This is a genomic window from Pseudomonas sp. OVF7, from assembly GCF_030644265.1.
In the GTDB taxonomy this organism is placed as follows: Bacteria; Pseudomonadota; Gammaproteobacteria; order Pseudomonadales; family Pseudomonadaceae; genus Aquipseudomonas; species Aquipseudomonas gorinensis.
The window spans coordinates 498,572-517,483 of record NZ_CP128996.1 but is presented as its reverse complement, the minus strand read 5'-3'; the positions used below and the strand labels follow the sequence as shown (position 1 = coordinate 517,483).

The 18,912-nt window shown below is 55.5% G+C and carries 16 protein-coding genes; 10 read left to right on the top strand and 6 right to left on the bottom strand.

What is annotated here, in order from left to right; genetic code table 11:
• The first annotated feature begins 110 nt into the window (after positions 1–110).
• From metF to QU606_RS02350, 4 genes are all read left to right on the top strand, one after another.
• Complete coding sequence (gene metF, locus QU606_RS02365; RefSeq protein WP_069077461.1) at positions 111–956, top strand: methylenetetrahydrofolate reductase [NAD(P)H]; 846 nt, start codon at positions 111–113, stop codon at positions 954–956.
• 78 nt (positions 957–1,034) lie between these two features.
• Positions 1,035–2,117 (top strand): hypothetical protein, encoded by a 1,083-nt coding sequence (locus QU606_RS02360; RefSeq protein WP_304998073.1) that lies wholly within the window; start codon positions 1,035–1,037, stop codon positions 2,115–2,117.
• Positions 2,118–2,180: 63 nt separating this feature from the next.
• Positions 2,181–2,984: an ABC transporter substrate-binding protein gene (locus QU606_RS02355; protein ID WP_304998072.1), complete on the top strand. Its 804-nt coding sequence runs from the start codon at positions 2,181–2,183 to the stop codon at positions 2,982–2,984.
• A gap of 222 nt (positions 2,985–3,206) precedes the next feature.
• Positions 3,207–5,093 (top strand): DEAD/DEAH box helicase, encoded by a 1,887-nt coding sequence (locus tag QU606_RS02350; protein ID WP_069077190.1) that lies wholly within the window; start codon positions 3,207–3,209, stop codon positions 5,091–5,093.
• Positions 5,094–5,161: 68 nt separating this feature from the next.
• On the opposite strand, the gene QU606_RS02345 is transcribed toward QU606_RS02350, so the two are convergent.
• Both QU606_RS02345 and QU606_RS02340 read right to left on the bottom strand, forming a co-directional pair.
• Positions 5,162–5,758: a YceI family protein gene (locus QU606_RS02345; protein ID WP_041161044.1), complete on the bottom strand. Its 597-nt coding sequence runs from the start codon at positions 5,756–5,758 to the stop codon at positions 5,162–5,164.
• Positions 5,759–5,790: 32 nt separating this feature from the next.
• Entirely contained in the window at positions 5,791–6,342 is a 552-nt protein-coding gene (locus QU606_RS02340) for a cytochrome b (RefSeq protein ID WP_024077867.1), read from the bottom strand.
• Between the two features lie 274 nt (positions 6,343–6,616).
• On the opposite strand from QU606_RS02340, the gene QU606_RS02335 reads away from it, so the two are divergent.
• Together QU606_RS02335 and QU606_RS02330 are read left to right on the top strand one after the other, a co-directional pair.
• The gene (locus tag QU606_RS02335; RefSeq protein WP_024077868.1) at positions 6,617–8,023 is read left to right on the top strand and encodes an adenosylmethionine--8-amino-7-oxononanoate transaminase; all 1,407 of its coding nucleotides are present in this window, start codon (positions 6,617–6,619) and stop codon (positions 8,021–8,023) included.
• Positions 8,024–8,173: 150 nt separating this feature from the next.
• Positions 8,174–8,893: a 16S rRNA (uracil(1498)-N(3))-methyltransferase gene (locus QU606_RS02330; protein WP_024077869.1), complete on the top strand. Its 720-nt coding sequence runs from the start codon at positions 8,174–8,176 to the stop codon at positions 8,891–8,893.
• A gap of 68 nt (positions 8,894–8,961) precedes the next feature.
• Here QU606_RS02330 and QU606_RS02325 read toward each other — a convergent pair whose 3' ends face one another.
• The 3 genes from QU606_RS02325 to QU606_RS02315 are packed head-to-tail and all read right to left on the bottom strand — an operon-like array spanning position 8,962 to position 11,491.
• Positions 8,962–9,864, bottom strand: coding sequence for a transporter substrate-binding domain-containing protein (locus QU606_RS02325; RefSeq protein WP_024077870.1), 903 nt, complete (start codon positions 9,862–9,864; stop codon positions 8,962–8,964).
• Between the two features lie 24 nt (positions 9,865–9,888).
• Complete coding sequence (locus QU606_RS02320) at positions 9,889–10,239, bottom strand: RidA family protein (RefSeq protein ID WP_024077871.1); 351 nt, start codon at positions 10,237–10,239, stop codon at positions 9,889–9,891.
• Positions 10,240–10,249: 10 nt separating this feature from the next.
• A complete protein-coding gene (locus QU606_RS02315; protein ID WP_304998071.1) occupies positions 10,250–11,491 on the bottom strand; it encodes a D-amino acid dehydrogenase in 1,242 nt (413 codons plus the stop codon).
• Between the two features lie 107 nt (positions 11,492–11,598).
• Here QU606_RS02315 and QU606_RS02310 point away from each other — a divergent pair, with 107 nt between their 5' ends.
• The 4 genes from QU606_RS02310 to QU606_RS02295 all read left to right on the top strand — a co-directional run bounded on the left by QU606_RS02310 (position 11,599) and on the right by QU606_RS02295 (position 17,930).
• The gene (locus QU606_RS02310; protein WP_304998070.1) at positions 11,599–12,465 is read left to right on the top strand and encodes a LysR family transcriptional regulator; all 867 of its coding nucleotides are present in this window, start codon (positions 11,599–11,601) and stop codon (positions 12,463–12,465) included.
• A gap of 1,061 nt (positions 12,466–13,526) precedes the next feature.
• Positions 13,527–15,146: a B12-binding domain-containing radical SAM protein gene (locus QU606_RS02305; RefSeq protein ID WP_304998069.1), complete on the top strand. Its 1,620-nt coding sequence runs from the start codon at positions 13,527–13,529 to the stop codon at positions 15,144–15,146.
• A 152-nt stretch (positions 15,147–15,298) separates the two neighbouring features.
• The gene (locus tag QU606_RS02300; RefSeq protein WP_168232800.1) at positions 15,299–16,147 is read left to right on the top strand and encodes a DUF692 family multinuclear iron-containing protein; all 849 of its coding nucleotides are present in this window, start codon (positions 15,299–15,301) and stop codon (positions 16,145–16,147) included.
• Positions 16,148–16,673: 526 nt separating this feature from the next.
• The gene (locus QU606_RS02295) at positions 16,674–17,930 is read left to right on the top strand and encodes a hypothetical protein (protein ID WP_168232801.1); all 1,257 of its coding nucleotides are present in this window, start codon (positions 16,674–16,676) and stop codon (positions 17,928–17,930) included.
• A 315-nt stretch (positions 17,931–18,245) separates the two neighbouring features.
• Here QU606_RS02295 and QU606_RS02290 read toward each other — a convergent pair whose 3' ends face one another.
• Complete coding sequence (locus QU606_RS02290; protein WP_024077878.1) at positions 18,246–18,863, bottom strand: hemolysin III family protein; 618 nt, start codon at positions 18,861–18,863, stop codon at positions 18,246–18,248.
• Positions 18,864–18,912 lie beyond the last annotated feature (49 nt).

Here is an 18,912-nt window from a genome sequence, read left to right as displayed (position 1 = left end):
GGCACCGCGTTCATCCTGAATGCACGCGTTATCGTTGACGTTCTTCGCGAGCAAGCTCGCTCCTACAGTGCAGGTGGGTTGCACGCTTCTGAGTTTCAAAGGGTATGACCATGTCCCAAGACCGTCGCTACAGCTTCGAGTTCTTCCCCACCAAGACCGATGCTGGGCATGAAAAACTGATGGCGACTGCCAAGCAGTTGGCCAGCTACAACCCCGACTTCTTTTCCTGCACCTACGGCGCCGGCGGCTCGACCCGTGATCGTACGATCAACACCGTGTTGCAGCTGGAAAGCGAAGTCAAAGTTCCCGCCGCCCCGCACTTGTCGTGCGTGGGCGACAGCAAGGCCGACCTGCGCAGCCTGCTGACCCAATACCAGCAAGCCGGCATCAAGCGTATCGTCGCCCTGCGTGGCGACCTGCCCTCCGGCATGGGCATGGCCAGCGGTGAGCTGCGCCACGCCAATGACCTGGTGAGCTTCATCCGCGAGGAAAGCGGCGATCACTTCCATATCGAAGTGGCGGCTTACCCGGAGATGCACCCTCAGGCGCGCAATTTCGAAGATGATCTGCAGAATTTCGTGCGCAAGGCCAACGCTGGCGCCGACAGTGCGATCACCCAGTACTTCTTCAACGCCGACAGCTACTTCTACTTCGTCGAGCGTGTACGGGCCATGGGTGTGAACATCCCGATCGTGCCCGGCATCATGCCGATCACCAACTACAGCAAGCTCGCGCGTTTTTCCGACGCCTGCGGTGCCGAGATTCCACGCTGGGTACGCAAGCAACTGGAAGCCTATGGCGACGACGTCAAGAGCATCCAGGCGTTCGGCGAACAGGTTATCAGCGAGATGTGTGAACAATTGTTGCAAGGTGGCGCGCCAGGGTTGCACTTCTATACCCTGAACCAGGCTGAACCCAGCCTTGCCATCTGGAACAACCTCAAGCTGCCACGCTAAAGCTTGTCCGGCTGTGCCAAGGCCCTCGTTTCTACGAGGGCCTTTGTCGTTTTACATGCCTACGGAACCCAGCAGTTCATGAATACAGCGCCCACGACTTCCCGCCCGCAACTGGTCTACCTGGTCTTTGGCTCCGAGACCTACCACCAGGAGGCGGTATTCAGTATCGCCAGCGCACTGGCGTTTCTGCAGGAAACCCCGGACGCCGCCGTGGACATCCAGGTATTCAGCGACAACCCACAGCCCTATCGCCTGCTGCCGGTGCGGGTGCGCACGCTGGACGAGGCCACGCGCAAACGCTGGAGCGAGCCCCACGGCTATCATTTCCGCACCAAGCACGTGGCGCTGCGCCAAGTGCTGGAAGAGTCGCCGCTGGCGATCCTGATCGACACCGACACCTTCTTCCACCATTCACCCATGGACCTGTTCGAGCGCGTGCAACCCGGCACGCTGTTGTGCAACGCGTTCTACACCCGGTATGGCGATAACCACGAAAGCGTCCTCTACACCGCGCTGCACCAGCGCCTGCTGGACATGGGCGTGGCCGACGATGACATGATGACCCTCAACTCCGGGGTCATGGGCCTGACGCAACAGGACGCGCATATCCTCGATCGCTCCATTGCGTTGATGGACGAACTGTTCCCCCACGCCCAGGGCGCCTACACCCTGGAAGAGTTCTGCCTGTCGATCGCCGCCTACCGCACCGTCAACGTGCGCGAGTGCCCGGACCTGATCCACCATTACTGGAGCCGCAAGCAACTGTTTCGCGCCAAGGTCAAGGCGTGGATCGCCAAGCACGCAGCCGCCCCCACCAGCTCGCTGGCCCTGGCCGATACTCGCCAGGTCTCGGCGCACCTGCCGCGCCCGCCTCGCGTGCAGCGCCTGATGTACAAGCTGATCACCCTGCTTTTGCCCAAGCACCAGCAGCAGTTCATCCGCGAAATCCTCTATGGCTGCTACGAGCATGAGAACGAATTCGACCAGGCTTGCGGCCCGGTTTGGTGGGACAAGGCCCGGCAGAACCAGGAAGAGCGGCAGAAACGCCCGATCGATGCCCACCAGCTGGAGCATTGGTTCGCCAACCCGGTGGTACGCCTGATTCTCGGCACTCGACGCGCCGCGATCTACGAACACTTGATGACCTCGCCGGCCAAGTAGCAGCGCCCGCAGAAGCTTGCGCCAGAGCTTCTCTTTAGCGCAGGAGCGTCGTAACCTCCGGGTATGTCCGTCATCCCCAAGCTGTTGACCGTTGCCCTCTTGACTTGCCTGAGCCTGGCCGCTCATGGCGAGAAACTGCGCATTGTCACCGAGCCATGGGCGCCCTATGTGTACGACGATAACGGTGCCATGCGCGGGCTGGACTACGAAACCACGGTGATCGTGTTCCAGCGCCTGGGCGTCGATGTTGAATGGCAATTCCTGCCCTGGAAGCGCTGCCTGGCCATGCTCGAACAGGGCCATGCCGACGGCGCGCTGGATATTTTCCACAGCCACGACCGCGACGCACTGCTGCTGTATCCCAGCGAGCCCCTGTCGGAAGTGGAATTCGTATTGTTCTACGCCAACGAACGCCCTTATCCGGCCCAGACCCTCGATGACCTGCGCGGCCGGACGGTCGGCACCTCGCCGGGCTATCTGTATGGCACCGAATTCACCGACTCCAGCCTGTTCACCCGCGAACCGGCTCCCAGCCATGAAGCCAACTTCGGCAAATTGTTGCTGGGGCGCATCGATCTGCTGATCACCGACAGCCGAGTGGGTCAGCATGTGATCAAGCAACTGGGCCTGGAGGACAAGGTCAGCCAGGCCCCCCTGGTGGTCAGCCGCCAACAGCAATTCCTCGCCGTGCGCCGTGGCGCGGGCATGGACCTGCTGGTGCAACGCTTTGCCGCTGAGCTCAAACGCTTCAAACAAGAGCCGGCCTACACTGCCCTGAGCGCCAAATACGGCGGCCTCCATGCCAAAAACGCTGCCATTACGGCACCTGAACGCACCGTTGAGCAGCAGGAAAGCAGCGCGCGGTGATTGCTCTGTTATACTCCGGCCTTCCCGCCAGGCTTACGCCCGGCCGCTGAGGTCTTGAAAAAGGCACCCAACCCCGCTACTGCGCAGCTTTCAAGCCCGCGCGAGCCGGTGGAGTGCCCGCCAGACGCAGCAGGACCGGACGGGATTGCGCTCCCCTAAGCGCCATTCACGCCCGGCAAGATTATCCCTTTGGGCCAAGCCCTAACTAAAACAGGATTACTCATGTCCTTTGCTTCCCTCGGTCTCTCCGAGGCTTTAGTCCGCGCCATCGAGGCAGCGGGCTATACCGAGCCTACTCCGGTGCAACAGCGGGCCATTCCCGCCGTGTTGCAAGGTCGCGACCTGATGGTTGCGGCTCAGACAGGTACTGGTAAAACCGGCGGCTTCGCCCTCCCGATTCTGGAGCGGTTGTTCCCCAACGGTCATCCGGACAAATCCCAGCGTCACGGCCCGCGCCAACCGCGCGTCCTGGTCCTGACCCCTACCCGCGAACTCGCCGCCCAGGTGCATGACAGCTTCAAGCTGTATGCCCGCGACCTGAAGTTCGTCAGCGCCTGCATCTTCGGCGGCGTCGGCATGAACCCACAGGTTCAGGCCATGTCCCGCGGTGTCGACGTGCTGGTCGCCTGCCCAGGTCGCTTGCTTGACCTGTGCGGCCAAGGCAGCGTCGATTTGTCCCACGTGGAAATCCTCGTGCTGGACGAAGCCGACCGCATGCTCGACATGGGCTTTGTCCATGACGTGAAGAAGGTCCTCGCCCGCCTGCCGGCCAAACGTCAGAACCTGCTGTTCTCGGCAACGTTCTCCAACGACATCACCGCCCTGGCCGGTAAGCTGCTGCACAACCCGGAACGTATCGAAGTCACGCCGCCGAACACCACGGTCGAGCGTATCGAGCAGCGCGTGTTCCGCCTGGCCGCCAGCCACAAGCGTTCGTTGCTGGCGCATCTGATCACCCACGGCGCGTGGGAACAGGTCCTGGTGTTCACCCGCACCAAGCACGGCGCCAACCGCCTGGCCGAGTACCTGGACAAGCACGGCCTGACCGCCGTCGCCATCCACGGCAACAAGAGCCAGAACGCGCGTACCAAGGCCCTGGCCGACTTCAAGGCCGGTGAAGTACGCATCCTGGTAGCCACCGATATCGCCGCGCGCGGCCTGGATATCGACCAGTTGCCCCACGTGGTCAACTTCGAACTGCCAAACGTCGACGAAGACTATGTGCACCGTATCGGCCGTACCGGCCGCGCCGGTCGTTCGGGCGAGGCCATTTCCCTGGTCGCACCGGACGAAGAAAAACTGCTGAAAAGCATCGAGCGCATGACCAAGCAGAAAATCGCCGATGGCGACCTGATGGGCTTCGATGCCAGCGCCGTCGAGGCTGAAAAGCCTGAAGTACGCGAGCGTCCGGACGTGCGTAACCCACGCAACCCACGCGGTCCGAAGGGCGATGGCCCGAACGGCGGCGGTGGTGGCGGTGGCCGTCGTGACAAGGGCAAGGACAAGGGCGGCAAGGAAAAAGCGCCAACCAACGGCCGTGGCGAACGCCCGGCCCGCGAGCAGAAACCCCGTGAAGGCACCCCGGCCCGCGAACAGCGCCAGCCGAGCCAGCCACCACGCGCCGCATCCGATCGTGCCCCGGACGAGTTCCTCGATGACGACGTGGATAACTTCGGTAACCGCGTCGACTACGTACCCCAGGCCAAACCGGCCCAGGGCCGTGGCCGTCGTCCAGGCGCACCGGCACAAGGTGCTGGCGCTGGTGCTCCACGTGGCGGCCAGCCGCAGGGCGGTCGTCAGAACGGCCCTCGCAACAGCAGCGGCGGCACCACCGGCACACCACCGGCCAAGCGCAGCGGCCCGCGCAATGGCGCACCCCGTGATGGCCAGGCGCGTCGCGAAGATTCGCGCAGCAACAACCGCCGCCCGGCCCGTGACGACCAGCCACGCTTGTCCGAACCCGCCGTGCAGAACCCACGCGGTGGCCCGGCGCCAAAGATCATCCACAAGGAGTCGAAAGCCGACCGCTTCCCGACACCGGAGCAGTTGGATCAACTGCCAGGCCGTCCTCGTGGTGAAAAACCAGCGCTGCTGACCCGCAACCGCTGAGTTTCAAAGCACCATAAAAAATGCCCCGCATCCAAAGATGCGGGGCATTTTTGTATGCGAGGCGAAAATTACTTCGCTTTCACACCTTCAAACGTGACGTACAGTTCAACCGTGTTGGACGCTGGGCCCAGGTCCATCTGCTTGCCGAAGTCCTGGCGATTGAAGCTGGTGGTGCCTTCAAAGCCAGCACGGTAGCCGCCCCATGGGTCCTTGCCTTCACCCAGGAAAGTTGCCTTGACGACGATCGGCTTGGTCACACCGTGAAACGTCAGGTCGCCGGTCACGTCAGCAGTGACTTGGCCTGCAGCATTTTTACCGGTGGTTTTAACACTGGTGGAGACGAACTTGGCATCGGCAAACTTGCCCACGTCCAGGAAGTCTTTGCTGGAGATGTGCTTGTCACGTTCGGCGTGGTTGGTGAACACGCTGGCGGTACGGACATTGAACTCAATCTTGCTGTCTTCAGGCTTGGCGGCATCGAAGCTGAACTTGCCGTCCAGATCCTTGAAGGTACCGGTGATGTAGCTGTAGCCCAGGTGGCTGATCTTGAAATCAACGAAGGCGTGCTGGCCTTCTTTGTCGACAACATAATCAGCGGCCATCACCTGGCCTGCCGACAGCAGAGCAGAACCGATTGCCAGCGCGGCGAGTGTCTTTTTCAACATGCTTTCTATTCCTTGTGAGTCGAGGTTGAACATCAGGCTTTGCGCCCCAGCATTCGCTTAAGGGTCGCATCACGATCGATAAAGTGGTGTTTCAAAGCAGCCACGCCGTGCAAGCCGGCAAAGACCACCAACACCCAGGCGAGGTACAGGTGCACCACGCCAGCGGTGTCCGCCTGGTCCGGTAGACCGGAAACCACGGCAGGAATGTCGAACAGGCCAAACACCGGGATACCGACACCGTCTGCGGTGGAAATCAGGTAACCGGCAATCATCACGGCAAACAGGCCGATATACAGGAACGCGTGGCCAAACGCGGCGCCGATACGAGTCAAGCGGCTGTAGCTGGCCAACGGTGGTGGCGGCGGGCTGATCAAACGCCAGACGATACGCACCAGCATGATGGCGAACAGTGTGATGCCAATACTCTTGTGCAGGTCCGGCGCGTCTTTGCGCCAGGCGCTGTAGTAGTCGAGCCCGACCATCCACAAGCCCAGGGCGAACAGGCCAAACACCACCAGGGCCACGCCCCAGTGCAAAATCATACTGACCCAGCCGTATCGGGCCGGAGAGTTACGTAGCTGCATGTACTTAATCCCGTAAGAACTGTGCCCAAGACTAGCGATTTACCTATCGAATTAAAGCGGAAAATTTTGCTTTGAAATATCGAGAAATACGATCTTGAGGGTATGAAGAGTAAATTAACCAAGGATTAAGGACTATCCAGAAGAAACGTGACAGACCGTCCTGCGTTTACTGCCAATTCATACATAACAGGTTGTGACAAACCCGCCCATTGCATAGGCTTGCGCGATTGTTTCACCTGCGCCAGTTGCAGGACCGCTTCGAGGAGATAACCCGATGGGCTTGAACAACCAGTGGATGCAACGCGACCTCGCGGTGCTGTGGCATCCCTGCACCCAGATGAAAGACCACCAGCAACTGCCGCTGATCCCGATCAAGCGCGGTGAAGGCGTGTGGCTGGAAGACTTCGAAGGCAAGCGCTATCTCGACGCCGTCAGCTCCTGGTGGGTCAACGTCTTCGGTCACGCCAACCCGCGCATCAACCAGCGCATCAAGGACCAGGTCGACCAGTTGGAACACGTGATCCTCGCCGGCTTCAGCCACCAGCCGGTGATCGAACTGTCCGAACGCCTGGTCGCGATGACGCCCGAAGGCCTGACCCGCTGCTTCTATGCCGACAATGGTTCGTCGTGTATCGAAGTCGCCCTGAAGATGAGCTTTCACTATTGGCTCAATCGCGGCCTGCCGAATAAAAAGCGCTTCGTGACCCTGACCAACAGCTATCACGGCGAAACCATCGCCGCGATGTCGGTGGGCGACGTGCCGCTGTTTACCGAGACCTACAAGGCGCTGCTGCTGGACACGATCAAGGTGCCCAGCCCGGATTGCTACCTGCGCCCCGCCGGCATGAGCTGGGAAGAACACTCGCGCACCATGTTCCTGGCCATGGAGCAGACCCTGGCGGACAACCATGACACCGTCGCCGCCGTGATCGTCGAGCCGCTGATCCAGGGCGCGGGTGGCATGCGCATGTACCACCCGGTGTACCTCAAGCTGCTGCGCGAAGCCTGCGACCGCTATGGCGTGCACCTGATCCACGACGAAATCGCCGTGGGCTTCGGTCGCACCGGCAGCATGTTTGCCTGTGAGCAGGCCGGCATCCGCCCGGACTTCCTGTGCCTGTCCAAGGCCCTCACGGGTGGCTACCTGCCGCTGGCGGCGGTGGTGACCACCGAAGACGTCTACGCGGCCTTCTACGACGACTACCCGACCCTGCGCGCCTTCCTGCATTCCCACAGCTACACCGGCAACCCGCTGGCGTGCGCGGCAGCATTGGCGACGTTGGATATTTTCGAAGAAGACAACGTCATCGAGAACAACAAGGCATTGGCCCAGCGCATGGCCACCGCCACCGCGCACCTGGTCGACCACCCGCACGTATCCGAAGTGCGCCAGACCGGTATGGTACTGGCCATCGAGATGGTCCAGGACAAAGCCACCAAGACCGCCTACCCGTGGCAGGAACGCCGTGGCCTCAAGGTGTTCGAACATGCCCTGGAACGTGGCGCGCTGTTACGGCCGCTGGGCAGCGTGGTGTATTTCCTGCCGCCCTATGTGATCACGCCGGAGCAGATCGACTTTCTGGCAGAAGTCGCCAGCGAGGGCATCGATATCGCGACCAACAGCCAGGTCAGTGTGGCGGTGCCGAAGGACTTCCACCCAGGTTTTCGTGATCCGGGCTGATCATCCCGCGCCCCTGCAGGAGCCGGCTTCCTGTGGCGAGGGCGCTTGCTCCCCCTGGGGTGCGAAGCGCCCCAATAGCCGGCGACTGCTGCGCAGTCGAACGGGAGCAAGCCAGCTCGCGCCTACAGAACACTTTTCCAGAGAACAGAAATGAGACTGTCCCGTTTTTTCACCGACACCCCGCTGAGCCTCGGCGACCATGAACTGCCGGAAGCCCAGGCGCACTACATCAGCCGCGTGCTGCGCATGGGCGAAGGTGACGCCGTGCAATTGTTCGACGGCTCCGGCCAGGAGTTTCGTGGCACGCTGCTGGAGGTCGGGAAAAAACGCGTCACCGTGCAACTGACCGAAAGCTTTGCCGGGCAGAGCGAATCGACGCTGCATATCCACCTCGGTCAGGGTTTATCCCGAGGCGAGCGAATGGATTGGGCGATCCAGAAAGCCACCGAACTGGGGGTCAACGCCATCACGCCGATTTTCAGCGAGCGTTGCGAAGTGCGCCTCAAGGACGAACGCGCCGACAAACGCCTGCTGCACTGGCGCCAGGTGGCGATCAGCGCCTGTGAGCAATGCGGGCGTTCGACGGTGCCGGTGATTCATCCACCGTTGTTGCTGGCGGACTGGTTGAAGCAGGTCGAGGCGGACCTGAAGCTGGTGCTGCACCCGGTGGCCGAGCCGATGATCAGCCATGCCAAGCCTGGGAGCCTGGCGTTTTTGATCGGGCCGGAGGGTGGGCTGACCGACAACGAAGTCGACACTGCCCAAGGCGCCGGCTTCCATGCCGCCCGCCTCGGCCCACGCGTGTTGCGCACCGAGACCGCGCCAGTGGTCGCATTGGCGGTCGCCCAGCAGTTGTGGGGCGACTTCTAACCCCCCACTGCAAACCCAATCAAAAATGTGGGAGGGGGCTTGCCCCCTCCCACATTTGGATGCGGTGATCACTCCACCGGATCGCTGACCGGCTTGGCAATGATCGCCTTCAGCTCACTGGTCATCGGGAATTCCAGGTTCAAGCCCTTGGGCGGAATCGGCTGTTCAAACCAGCGCTGGTAAATCCCATTGATCTCCCCCGAGCGGTACAAGTCCCCCAGCGTTTCGTTGACCACCGCGAGAAACTGCGGATCATCCTTGCGCACCATGCAGCTGTAGATTTCCCGCGATTGCTCTTTGCCTACCACGACCCAGTTGTGCGGGTCCTTGGCCTTGGCCCGCTCGCCATAAAGCAATGCGTCGTCCATATAGAACGCCACTGCGCGGCCGGTCTCGAGCATCTTGAACGCCTCGCCATGGTCCTTGGCGCTGATCACGAACATATTGCTCTTGTGCTCGGCGTTGTAGCTCTTGAGAAAGCGCTCATTGGTGGTGCCGGCGGTGGTGACCACGTTCTTGCCCTTGAGGTCGTCAAAACCGTTGATGCCGCTGTCCTTGGCGGTCAGCAATTGGCCCTTCACGTAGATAAACCCATAGGAAAACGCCACCTGCTTCTGCCGCTCGGCGGTCACCCCGGTGGAGCCGCATTCCAGGTCGACGGTGCCGTTCTGTACCAGCGGGATACGGGTCTGGGAGGTCACCAGGTTGTACTTCACGTTGAGGTCGGCAACCCCGGTTTTCTGCTGCACGCGCTCGACGATCTTGCTCGCCAGGTCCACCGAATAGCCCATGGGTTTGCCGCTGTGGTCACCCACATAGGAAAACGGCACCGAGGCGTCGCGGTACCCCAGGGTGATGGACTTGGCACTGGCGATCTTGCTCAGCGTGCCGCCCAGCGCCGGTTCGTTCGCCTGAACCTGTGCGCCGAACAAAAGCCCCAGGGTGCAACCGGTCAACAGGATTGTTCTCATTGTTATGCTCCGTTGGTCTTTGAGTTACTGACGTACTGCAATCACGCTGATTTCCACCAGCACGTCAGGGCGTGCCAGTTCCGCTTGCAGGGTGGTTCGGGTAGGCGCCATGCCTGGCGAAAGCCACGCGGACCACTCCGTGTTCATCGGCGCAAACCCTTGCGCGATATCCTTCAGGTAGATGGTCGCGTTGAGCAGATGATCCTTGTCGCTGCCTGCTTCAGCCAGCAGCGCATCGATCTTGGCCAGCACCTCGCGAGTCTGGCCCGCCACATCCTGGGCGTCTCCCGGCACCTGGCCGGAGAGGAATACCAGGTCCTTGTAGGTCACGGCACCCGAGAGACGCTCATTGCTGCTGATTCGGTTGATGGTCATCGGTGCATCCTCAAGCGGCGCGGGGCGCCAGGCCCTGCATATCAATGGAAGGAAGGTGTTGGTCGATCAGCTCGGCCAGCAATTGGCCGCTGCCGCATGCCAGGGTAAAGCCGAGGGCGCCGTGGCCCAGGTTCAGCCACAGGTTGCGGTAGGCACTGGCGCCAATCAGCGGCACGCCGGTTGGCGTGGCCGGGCGCATGCCGGCCCATTCAATCGCCTGGGCATAGTCGCCGGCCATAGGAAATGTCTCGAGCGCCTGGCGCTTCATCAGCGCCAGGCGCTTGGGCTCAAGGCCGGCGTCGAAGCCGACGATATCCACCATGGCCGCCACCCGCAGTTGCTCGCCAATACGCGCGTAGACCATCTTGCGGTCGTAGTCCGTGATGCTCACCTTCGGCGCCTGGTGCTGCGCGCCAATCGGCACGCTAAGGCTGTAGCCCTTCAGCGGATAAAGGGGCAGCGACAACCCTGGCAAGCCCAGTTCAGCGCTGCGATGCCCGGCGGCCAGCACCAGGTGCTCCACCGGCATCACCTCATCGCCCACCTCGATGGCCTGCACCACGCCGCCGGCATGGCGAATCGCGGTGACCTTGCGGCCCAACAAAAAGCGGCAACGCCCCGACGCATCAAGCCGCGCTGCCAGGCGCTGGCAGAAGGCATGACAATCGGCCACTTCCTCATTCGGTGTGTAGATACCGCCGACAAAATCACCCTCGGCCAGCGCCGGTTCCACGCGCGCGCAATCCGTGGCCGACAGCACCTGTTGTTGGAGGATATCGGCGACCTTGCCGCGCGCATGCTCGAAGCTGGCGGCATGACGAAACGTCACCAGCTTGCCGTTGCGACGCCAGTTGAAGCCCTCCAGGCGATCATCCTCGCGCCATTGCTGCAAGGTGTCCTGGCTCAGGGAAGCCAGGCGCAGCAGGTGGGCCGCATTGCGCTTGTTCACCGAGCCACGGCAAGCACGCAGGAACGCCGCCATCCAGCGCCATTGCTGGGGGTCCAGGCGCGGGCGCAGCTTCAACGGCGAATCCCCCCGCAGCAGCCAGCCAATCGCTTGCAGCGGCACCCCGGCATCCGCCAGCGGCGCAACATAGCGGTAGGACAATTGCCCGCCATTGGCGAAACTCGTCTCGCGACCCAAGGCGTCGCGTGCGTCGATCACTGTCACCTCATGGCCGGCGCGCACCAGCGCATAGGCGCTCGCCAAGCCGATGACCCCGCCGCCGATGATGCAAACCTGCTTGGCCATGCCAGCCCCCGACCGTTGATTAAGAGAGGCCAAGCCTAGGGGCAGGTGACAGGCCACCGACAATGAATAAAGATGGGTCACCTATAAACAAAGGTTATGAACCTGCCATGCGCTTGCGTCATATCGAAATCTTCCAGGCCATCCGCCAGACCGGCTCCGTCAGCGCTGCTGCGCAGTTGCTGCACGTCTCGCAACCGGCGGTGACCAAAGTATTGCAACACGCCGAATTACAGTTAGGCTTCCCGCTGTTTCTGCGGGTGCGCGGTAAATTGCAGCCAACACCTGAAGCCCTGGCGCTGGAACGCGAAGTCGAGAAAGTCACCGAGAGCCTGCAAGGCGTGCGACGCCTGGCCAAGAGTTTGCGCCGTGCACCTGAGCAAAGCGTGCGGATCGGGGCTATTCCGGCGTTGGCGCTGTCGCTGCTGCCACCGGCGATTCTGGAATGGAAACGCGAATACCCGGACATCGCCTGCGAGCTGTCCAGCGACCATAGTCGCGAGCTGGTGCAGAAACTGTTGATGCGCGAGATCGACCTGGCGCTGACCCTCAATTTCTCCGGGCATCCAGGGTTGACCACACAGGTGCTGGCCAACGGTGTGCTGGTGGCATTGGCCTCAAAGGGCTATTGGCCCGACGCACAAATGCACACCCCCTTACCACTGGCTGACCTGGCGGGGGCACCGCTGATTGGTCTGTCCAGCGCCGACCCGTTGGCGGCCAAACTCGACAGCTACCTGGAAAACGTCGAGCCGCCACCGCGCGTGACCATCTCGGTGCAAACCTATTCCCTGGCCCGCGCCATGGTCGAATCGGGCGCCGGCCTGACCGTGATCGATCCGTTCACGGCGTTGGGCGCCTCAACGGCCACCACCCTGTACGCCCTGACCCGTGCCGATGAACCGCCGCCGCATATGTTGGCCAACCTGCTGGATATCTTCGGCAACCGCGCCCGGGAACTACTGGAACGCTTGTAAGCGCACTGAAGACCCAATGTGGGAGGGACAAGCCCTCCTCCATCTATATGTCTCATTGGCTGTTAAAGCACTTACTTAGTACATGAATTGGAACCTGGGTATCGGTTGCAGAAGCCGATCGGATTGGGCTTTTTACAGTCCAAGAAGTAGGACTCGAATTTGCTGGTGCGGCTGGCGAACTGTCGAGTGCATGCCGCTCGCCAGTCTGGATAAACCTCATATTCGACAGGCGAGTCATGAGAGAGCAACACAAAAATATCCGCACGACGTAACGGTTTAAAAATTCTTAAAACTTGGCTAATAGAGCTTTGCTATAACGACCCAGCAATTAATTCGTTTTTTGCAAGCAAAAAAATAAAACAAATTCCGGGACTCAAAAATAATCGACTACATTTGCATAACCTCCCCTTCCTACATGTACGTAGGAGTTATCTTTCAAAGTGGGACCATTCTTACAAAAAAACAAAAACCCTAGGAAATTTCTGAAATTTCATTTTTTATTTGACTCACAGAATATTAGGGGCTTTTATATAAGAGCCACCAAGCTTCTTGCTGGCATACAAGACACTTAATTAATCCGACTGGTTATTCTTACAGCCATCTCCATTCATAAATTAAACACCACTGCTCTTTTGTGTAGTAAACAGAAACCAAAAATAAGAAGGGGTAATATATGAAAGACGAAAACGATGATGAATACCTGGATGAACTGGCCTCTGATGTCGAGACCTTAACCCCGGTATCAGACGGAAGTTACGACATGGTTGCTGGAAAAACGGCTCCCGAATTCTAATGAAGCACTAACTAATTGGGCACTGTAAAGCCGGTGCCCAATTATTGGGAGTGGATGGATAAACATCGTATGAGAATAAAAACGAAGCCCGAAGTAATTTGCCTAACTGAGCTAGGGTATTGCTTTTTTCACAACGGGACGCACCTTCTGAAAATATCGAAAAGAAAGTTTATTGACGCACTAGAATCTGACGAAAAGTCTGCGCTCATAGCGGAGCGCTATCCAGATTTTTTTAACCTGGCTAACGCCAATGAAGCGAGGAGTTATTATGAAAAAAGCTCCCTACTTTTCAGCGACTCGCACGAGTGAGCCTATCGAGCTCTGTCGGCTCGCATTAGTAGCTTTACCCTACGGCGAAGGCCCCCAAAAAGTAATGCCGCTTGGCCTGCAGAATATCTCAGCGTATGTAAAAAAAAATGCCAAGCATGCAACTTGTAAAATCTTTGACTACTCCGATCTATACACATCAGATATTAACGAGCTATCCGATTTAATCAACTGGGCTCCACACCTTGTTGGGATCTCAATATATAGCAGTCATGTGCAAGCAGCAATCACGTGGGGAGGCACAATAAAAAATGCCTTGCCTGGAACATTCATTTTCTGTGGAGGCCCTCATATAAGTCTAGCAGCGGAAGATTTCCTGCGTGCGGCCAAAGGGATTTTTGAGTTAGCGTTACGTGGCGAGGGCGAGCATTCAACTGCCAGACTTATAGTACTATTTAATAAAGTTAATACGCAGACCTCACTTAAAACAAAATCAAAAAAACAAAGAAAAAAATACATATATAAAAATCACTTCAATAAAGTACCAAACGCAGTGTGGCTTACCGCATCTGGAAAGCTTAAAGAGTCCTATATAGAAAAAATACAGCTTCCCACAGCAGACTGGGAGAACCCACTCCTTGAATACTCCTCAGAACGTTTACAAAACCTTTATTTCACAGATAGAAATGATGCTAAAAAGAGAAAAGCCATAGCATTGACGAGCAGTCGAGGCTGCCCATTAGCATGTTCCTTTTGCGCTATTGTCGCAGCAGACAAGGAGGGTCCAAAATGGCGAGCCATCGACGCCACGACGCTTGTTAACTGGATAGCAGAAGCCTATACACAGTACTCGTTCGAACACATATACATGATGGATGCGAATTTTTTTGTTCGAAAAGATAGAGTGCTGGAGTTCTCAGAAAAACTGTACAACTTATTCGAAGGTCGAGTCACATGGAGCAGTTGCTCCACCGTAGGCTATCTTCTAAAATTGCAATCCGAACTACCAAAATTAGTAAGGCAGGGATTAAGGCTTGTCGAGATGGGAGTCGAGTCCGGCTCACAGTCCCAACTAGACTACATGAACAAAAAGGTCACTGTACAAAACAATATTGATGCCGTAAGAGCCCTACAAAACAACAGAATAGATGTCGGCCTTGACTTTATAATGTTTTATCACGACCAACAAAAAAGAGAAATCATTGAGAACTTAGTATTCTTGGTTAAATCCGGACTGACCGAACACGAATCCTTAGATCACTACTTCAACATTATGATGTTGTATCCAGAAACCCCCGTAAGAAAAAATCTGGAGAGAAAGATAGGTACAAAGCTTGACTTGATACAGCTACCAAACAGCAGAGCATTTATTGAAAATCACGAAGTATATAAAATATATACTGCCTATATAGACAACTTTGCAAAACCCATACTAAACCAACTCGAGCAAGCAATTGCATCAAACATTGAAAAGGTCGGGACATCCACTTCACTTACCGAAGTTGCCTACTTATCCTTGCTAAATATTCACTTAAAACATATGCCATTCCAAGTATTATGGTGGCTTTGTCACAACCCAGATAAAACAACTGAAATTAACCGTAAGAATTTTTTTTATTAACTATGTAACTAAAATCAATAAAGCTATCGCCAATGACAATGCAATCAACGCCCCCAAACTCAAAATTCTAGAAACACCGACAACTGGTTCAGGAGGGAGAAAAGGTGAACTCATAGGTAAATCTTTATAACCAGCCTTCAAACAGGTGTTTTATGAAAGAACGTTCAATTCGCATAGGCGTTAGCGGCGACATAGAAAAACTAAAACAGTTCATTCAGCATCGCAATGACATCAACCATATATATCATCACACACCGATTCGTCACTTTAGTTTGGGCATACGCCCATGGGACAAAATAGAAAATTCGTTAGTTGAGACATGCCTATCCGCAGATTTTACAATGTCAGCACACCCCGTAGACATCAATTTTTCTGGGGTTATTGACATGGCGGATTTAAAAAGCCTCAAGGAGGCACTGGCCACACTTCCTATCATTTATATAGAGGAAGATATCGGAATATGGAGGAACGGCAACCTCTTTTTGGGCGCCCATCAAACCAATCCACCCATGAACAAAACAACATTAAAAACCACTGCTGACAATGCCAGAATCATAAATGACTACTTTCAAATACCCATAGTCTTAGAAAACCCGCCAATCTATAGCGAATTTGGAAATATAGAGTTTTGGGGATTTTACCTAGAGCTATGCAGGCGCTCTGAATGCATGATGGCGCTTGATATTGGACATTATCTGGGCTACTGCAAAACTAAAGGCCTAGCGTTCGATTTACCCTGCGCTACCCACGAAATCTGGAATCTAATTAAAACTGTACACATCTCAGGAGTAAAGTCTTGGCTATGGAATGGTATTCCCGTCTGGCTTGACCAACACTCAGACCCTTTCAACAATGAACTCATGGAGGCCTTCAAAAATACGATAATAAAAACCCGAAAAACACATAACGTCTTATTGGAAATGGAGGGAGCACCATTAGAAGTTGAAAACAGCAATATATCCCTCATAAAAAATGCGCTTAGGGATGCGAATAAAAAATGAAAGAAACCTGCAAACTCTCAACAACTATGCTTTTCTCAAAAATATATGAATCTAATAACTTATTATCAAATCCAACATCCCCAGAAGAAAAACACTTCTCATTTGAAAGCATCAGAAGGTATTTAGACATCTCTAGGCACATTAGTAGACGCTGGCCACATACGATCAGATACTTAGAATCCATTCACGGGGAGGACGTTCTAATCGACGTATTTGATCGCTTTGATAAAACCTCGAAAATCTACAAAAACCTAAACGCCGCCGCGTGTGAAATTTTTTTCAAGAAGATAAACACTCAGTTTCCACCCATCGATTCCGAACTACTATTTTACGAAGACTTTCGAAACGGGAGGGACAAGTACTACAAATACACTTCCGTCCTGCCCTTAGGATACCCTCACACTTTAGTCCCCTTCGACCTTGACTCTATTTACACGACACTAATGTTTTATGGTCGAGCTCATGCCCCGTCAATCCTTTATAGAAATCTAGTTCTTGAACCCGGCAAAACTTTCAGAGTCAGCCTATGAAAAGCGCCGCCAATATCGTCTCCCGCTCAGACGCACTATATGGTGGCATCGCGATGGGTGTAACAATACTAGAGTTGGCTCTGATAGCAACCAACCCTAAACTCGGAAGTTTTTCCTTAGAATTTTCACTTATCACACAACTGTTAATTTCCTTGGTTATTGAATTTTACACTGGACATTCGTTCGTAAACCGATTTGGTACGGCCAGCACAACAATTTACGGATTCACATTCAAGCTAGCAAGCGCTGTTTTTTTAACCGCTGGATTCTATTTTGTATTACTCGACTACTGGTATATTAGTTGGTGCTTTATACTCATTTCATTCACCTTAGACTCACTAGGCACTGGCTGCCTGAGGTCATCTTTCAGGCCAGCCTACAACGACCTCCATCTGCACCTCACTGGACATAGCGCAGATTATGTGGGTGCCTTTAAAAAACACCTGCACATACGCATAGGCACTCCATTAACTTTATTACTGATAGCCTCACTCATGATGAGTGGCGGATATTACTTGTATGCTATGTTAGTGACGATGTTGCCAATATTACTATGCCGCTCTATTCAGATTTACTTCTCTCACCATGACCTCAGGCCAATCCTCACTAAAAGAAATAGTTCAGAACATCGAATCCACCTTAACTACATGCAGCACTTTACAATAATATTTAAATACCCCAGCCAGTTTTTTGGATATATAGCAGGCAACACTTTTGAAATGTTGATCCTCATGTACGCAATCGGCTTACTATATCGCCACAACTCCTCTACAGGCATACCTGAAAGCTTATATTGGCTAGGAAGCTCACTAACAGCCTTTTTAGTTTTTTTGGCGTCTACGGCTATCGGAGCAGCCGGGCTATCCAAGCTAACTTTTAAAAAATCCAGCTCAGCACTTTCATCTTTTTGTTTTTTAATGACTATTGCCATATCTCTGGCAATGGCCACTGAAAGCACGGATAGTTTATATTTTTATATACTTTCCGCCTTTTGTTTTCTTGGGACTGGGATCGGAATCATATTGACCCGAGTAACATCAAATGAAATTCTAGATCATGCATGCAGAGAGGAAATATTCTCTTTCTTTTTAATCACAGAACTCATAACGACAGTTTCAGTTATATTCACCGTCACGGCAAGCAGCCTTCTCTTTTCTCCAGAAAAAACAATGAATGGGCTAAGCTACGGCTTAACAATACTCATGGGGGCTTACTGCTTTTCCACTACTTACAAAAAGCCGAAAGAAAAGTAGACTACCGTTGCAAACCAACGCCAAACATAAGCAACAGTTCCGAACCCAGAACAACACAACGTCTCAGGACTGTTCGCTCTTGAATAAACATGGAAATTTTATCGATACACGCCAGAATCGTATCAATAAAATCGACCTTACTGGCAGCATTTCAGCAGGCAGCCCTATCCCCCCTTAGTGTTGATGGCACAGCCCCGTTATTTGCCCAGCGAAATGAGTTGCCCCATTACAGCTGTAAATAAAAAACTCCAAATCCAATGGAGATCCAATGTGGGAGGGGCTTGCCCTCTCCCACATTTTTTACCTCATTGGCTGTTAGAGCACGTACCGCATGATCGCCACAAAGTGCAGCAGGCTGCCGCCGATCACAAACAAATGCCAGATCCCATGGGAATGCCGCAGGCGTTCCTCCAGGGCAAAAAAGATAATGCCGACGGTGTACAGCACCCCGCCCGACGCCAGCCAGATAAACCCCGCCGTGCCCAGCGCGGCGAGCAGCGGCTTGACCGCCACCAGCACGATCCAGCCCATCACCGCATAGATCACGATCGACAGGATGCGGGCCTCGGAACGTGGCTTGATTTCCTGCAAAATGCCGATCACCGCCAGCCCCCACACGATGCCGAACAGCGTCCAGCCCCACGGCCCTCTTAAGGTCACCAGGCAAAACGGCGTGTAGCTGCCGGCGATCAACAGGTAGATCGAAAAGTGATCGACCTTCTGCATGATCGCTTTTCGCCGCCCCTGCACGCTGTGGTACACGGTGGATGCGCTGTACAGCACCATAAGCGTAAAGCCATAGATCGCGACGCTGACAATCTTCCAGGGGCTGCCGTCCAGGCTCGCCACCACCAACATCCACACAGCGCCAATACACGCCGCGACAGCACCGAGCAAATGGCTCCAGGCGTTGAATCGTTCCCCGTGGTACATCTGACACTGACCTCCTGTAACCGTTAACCGCAGGCTGGCAAGCCTCCCG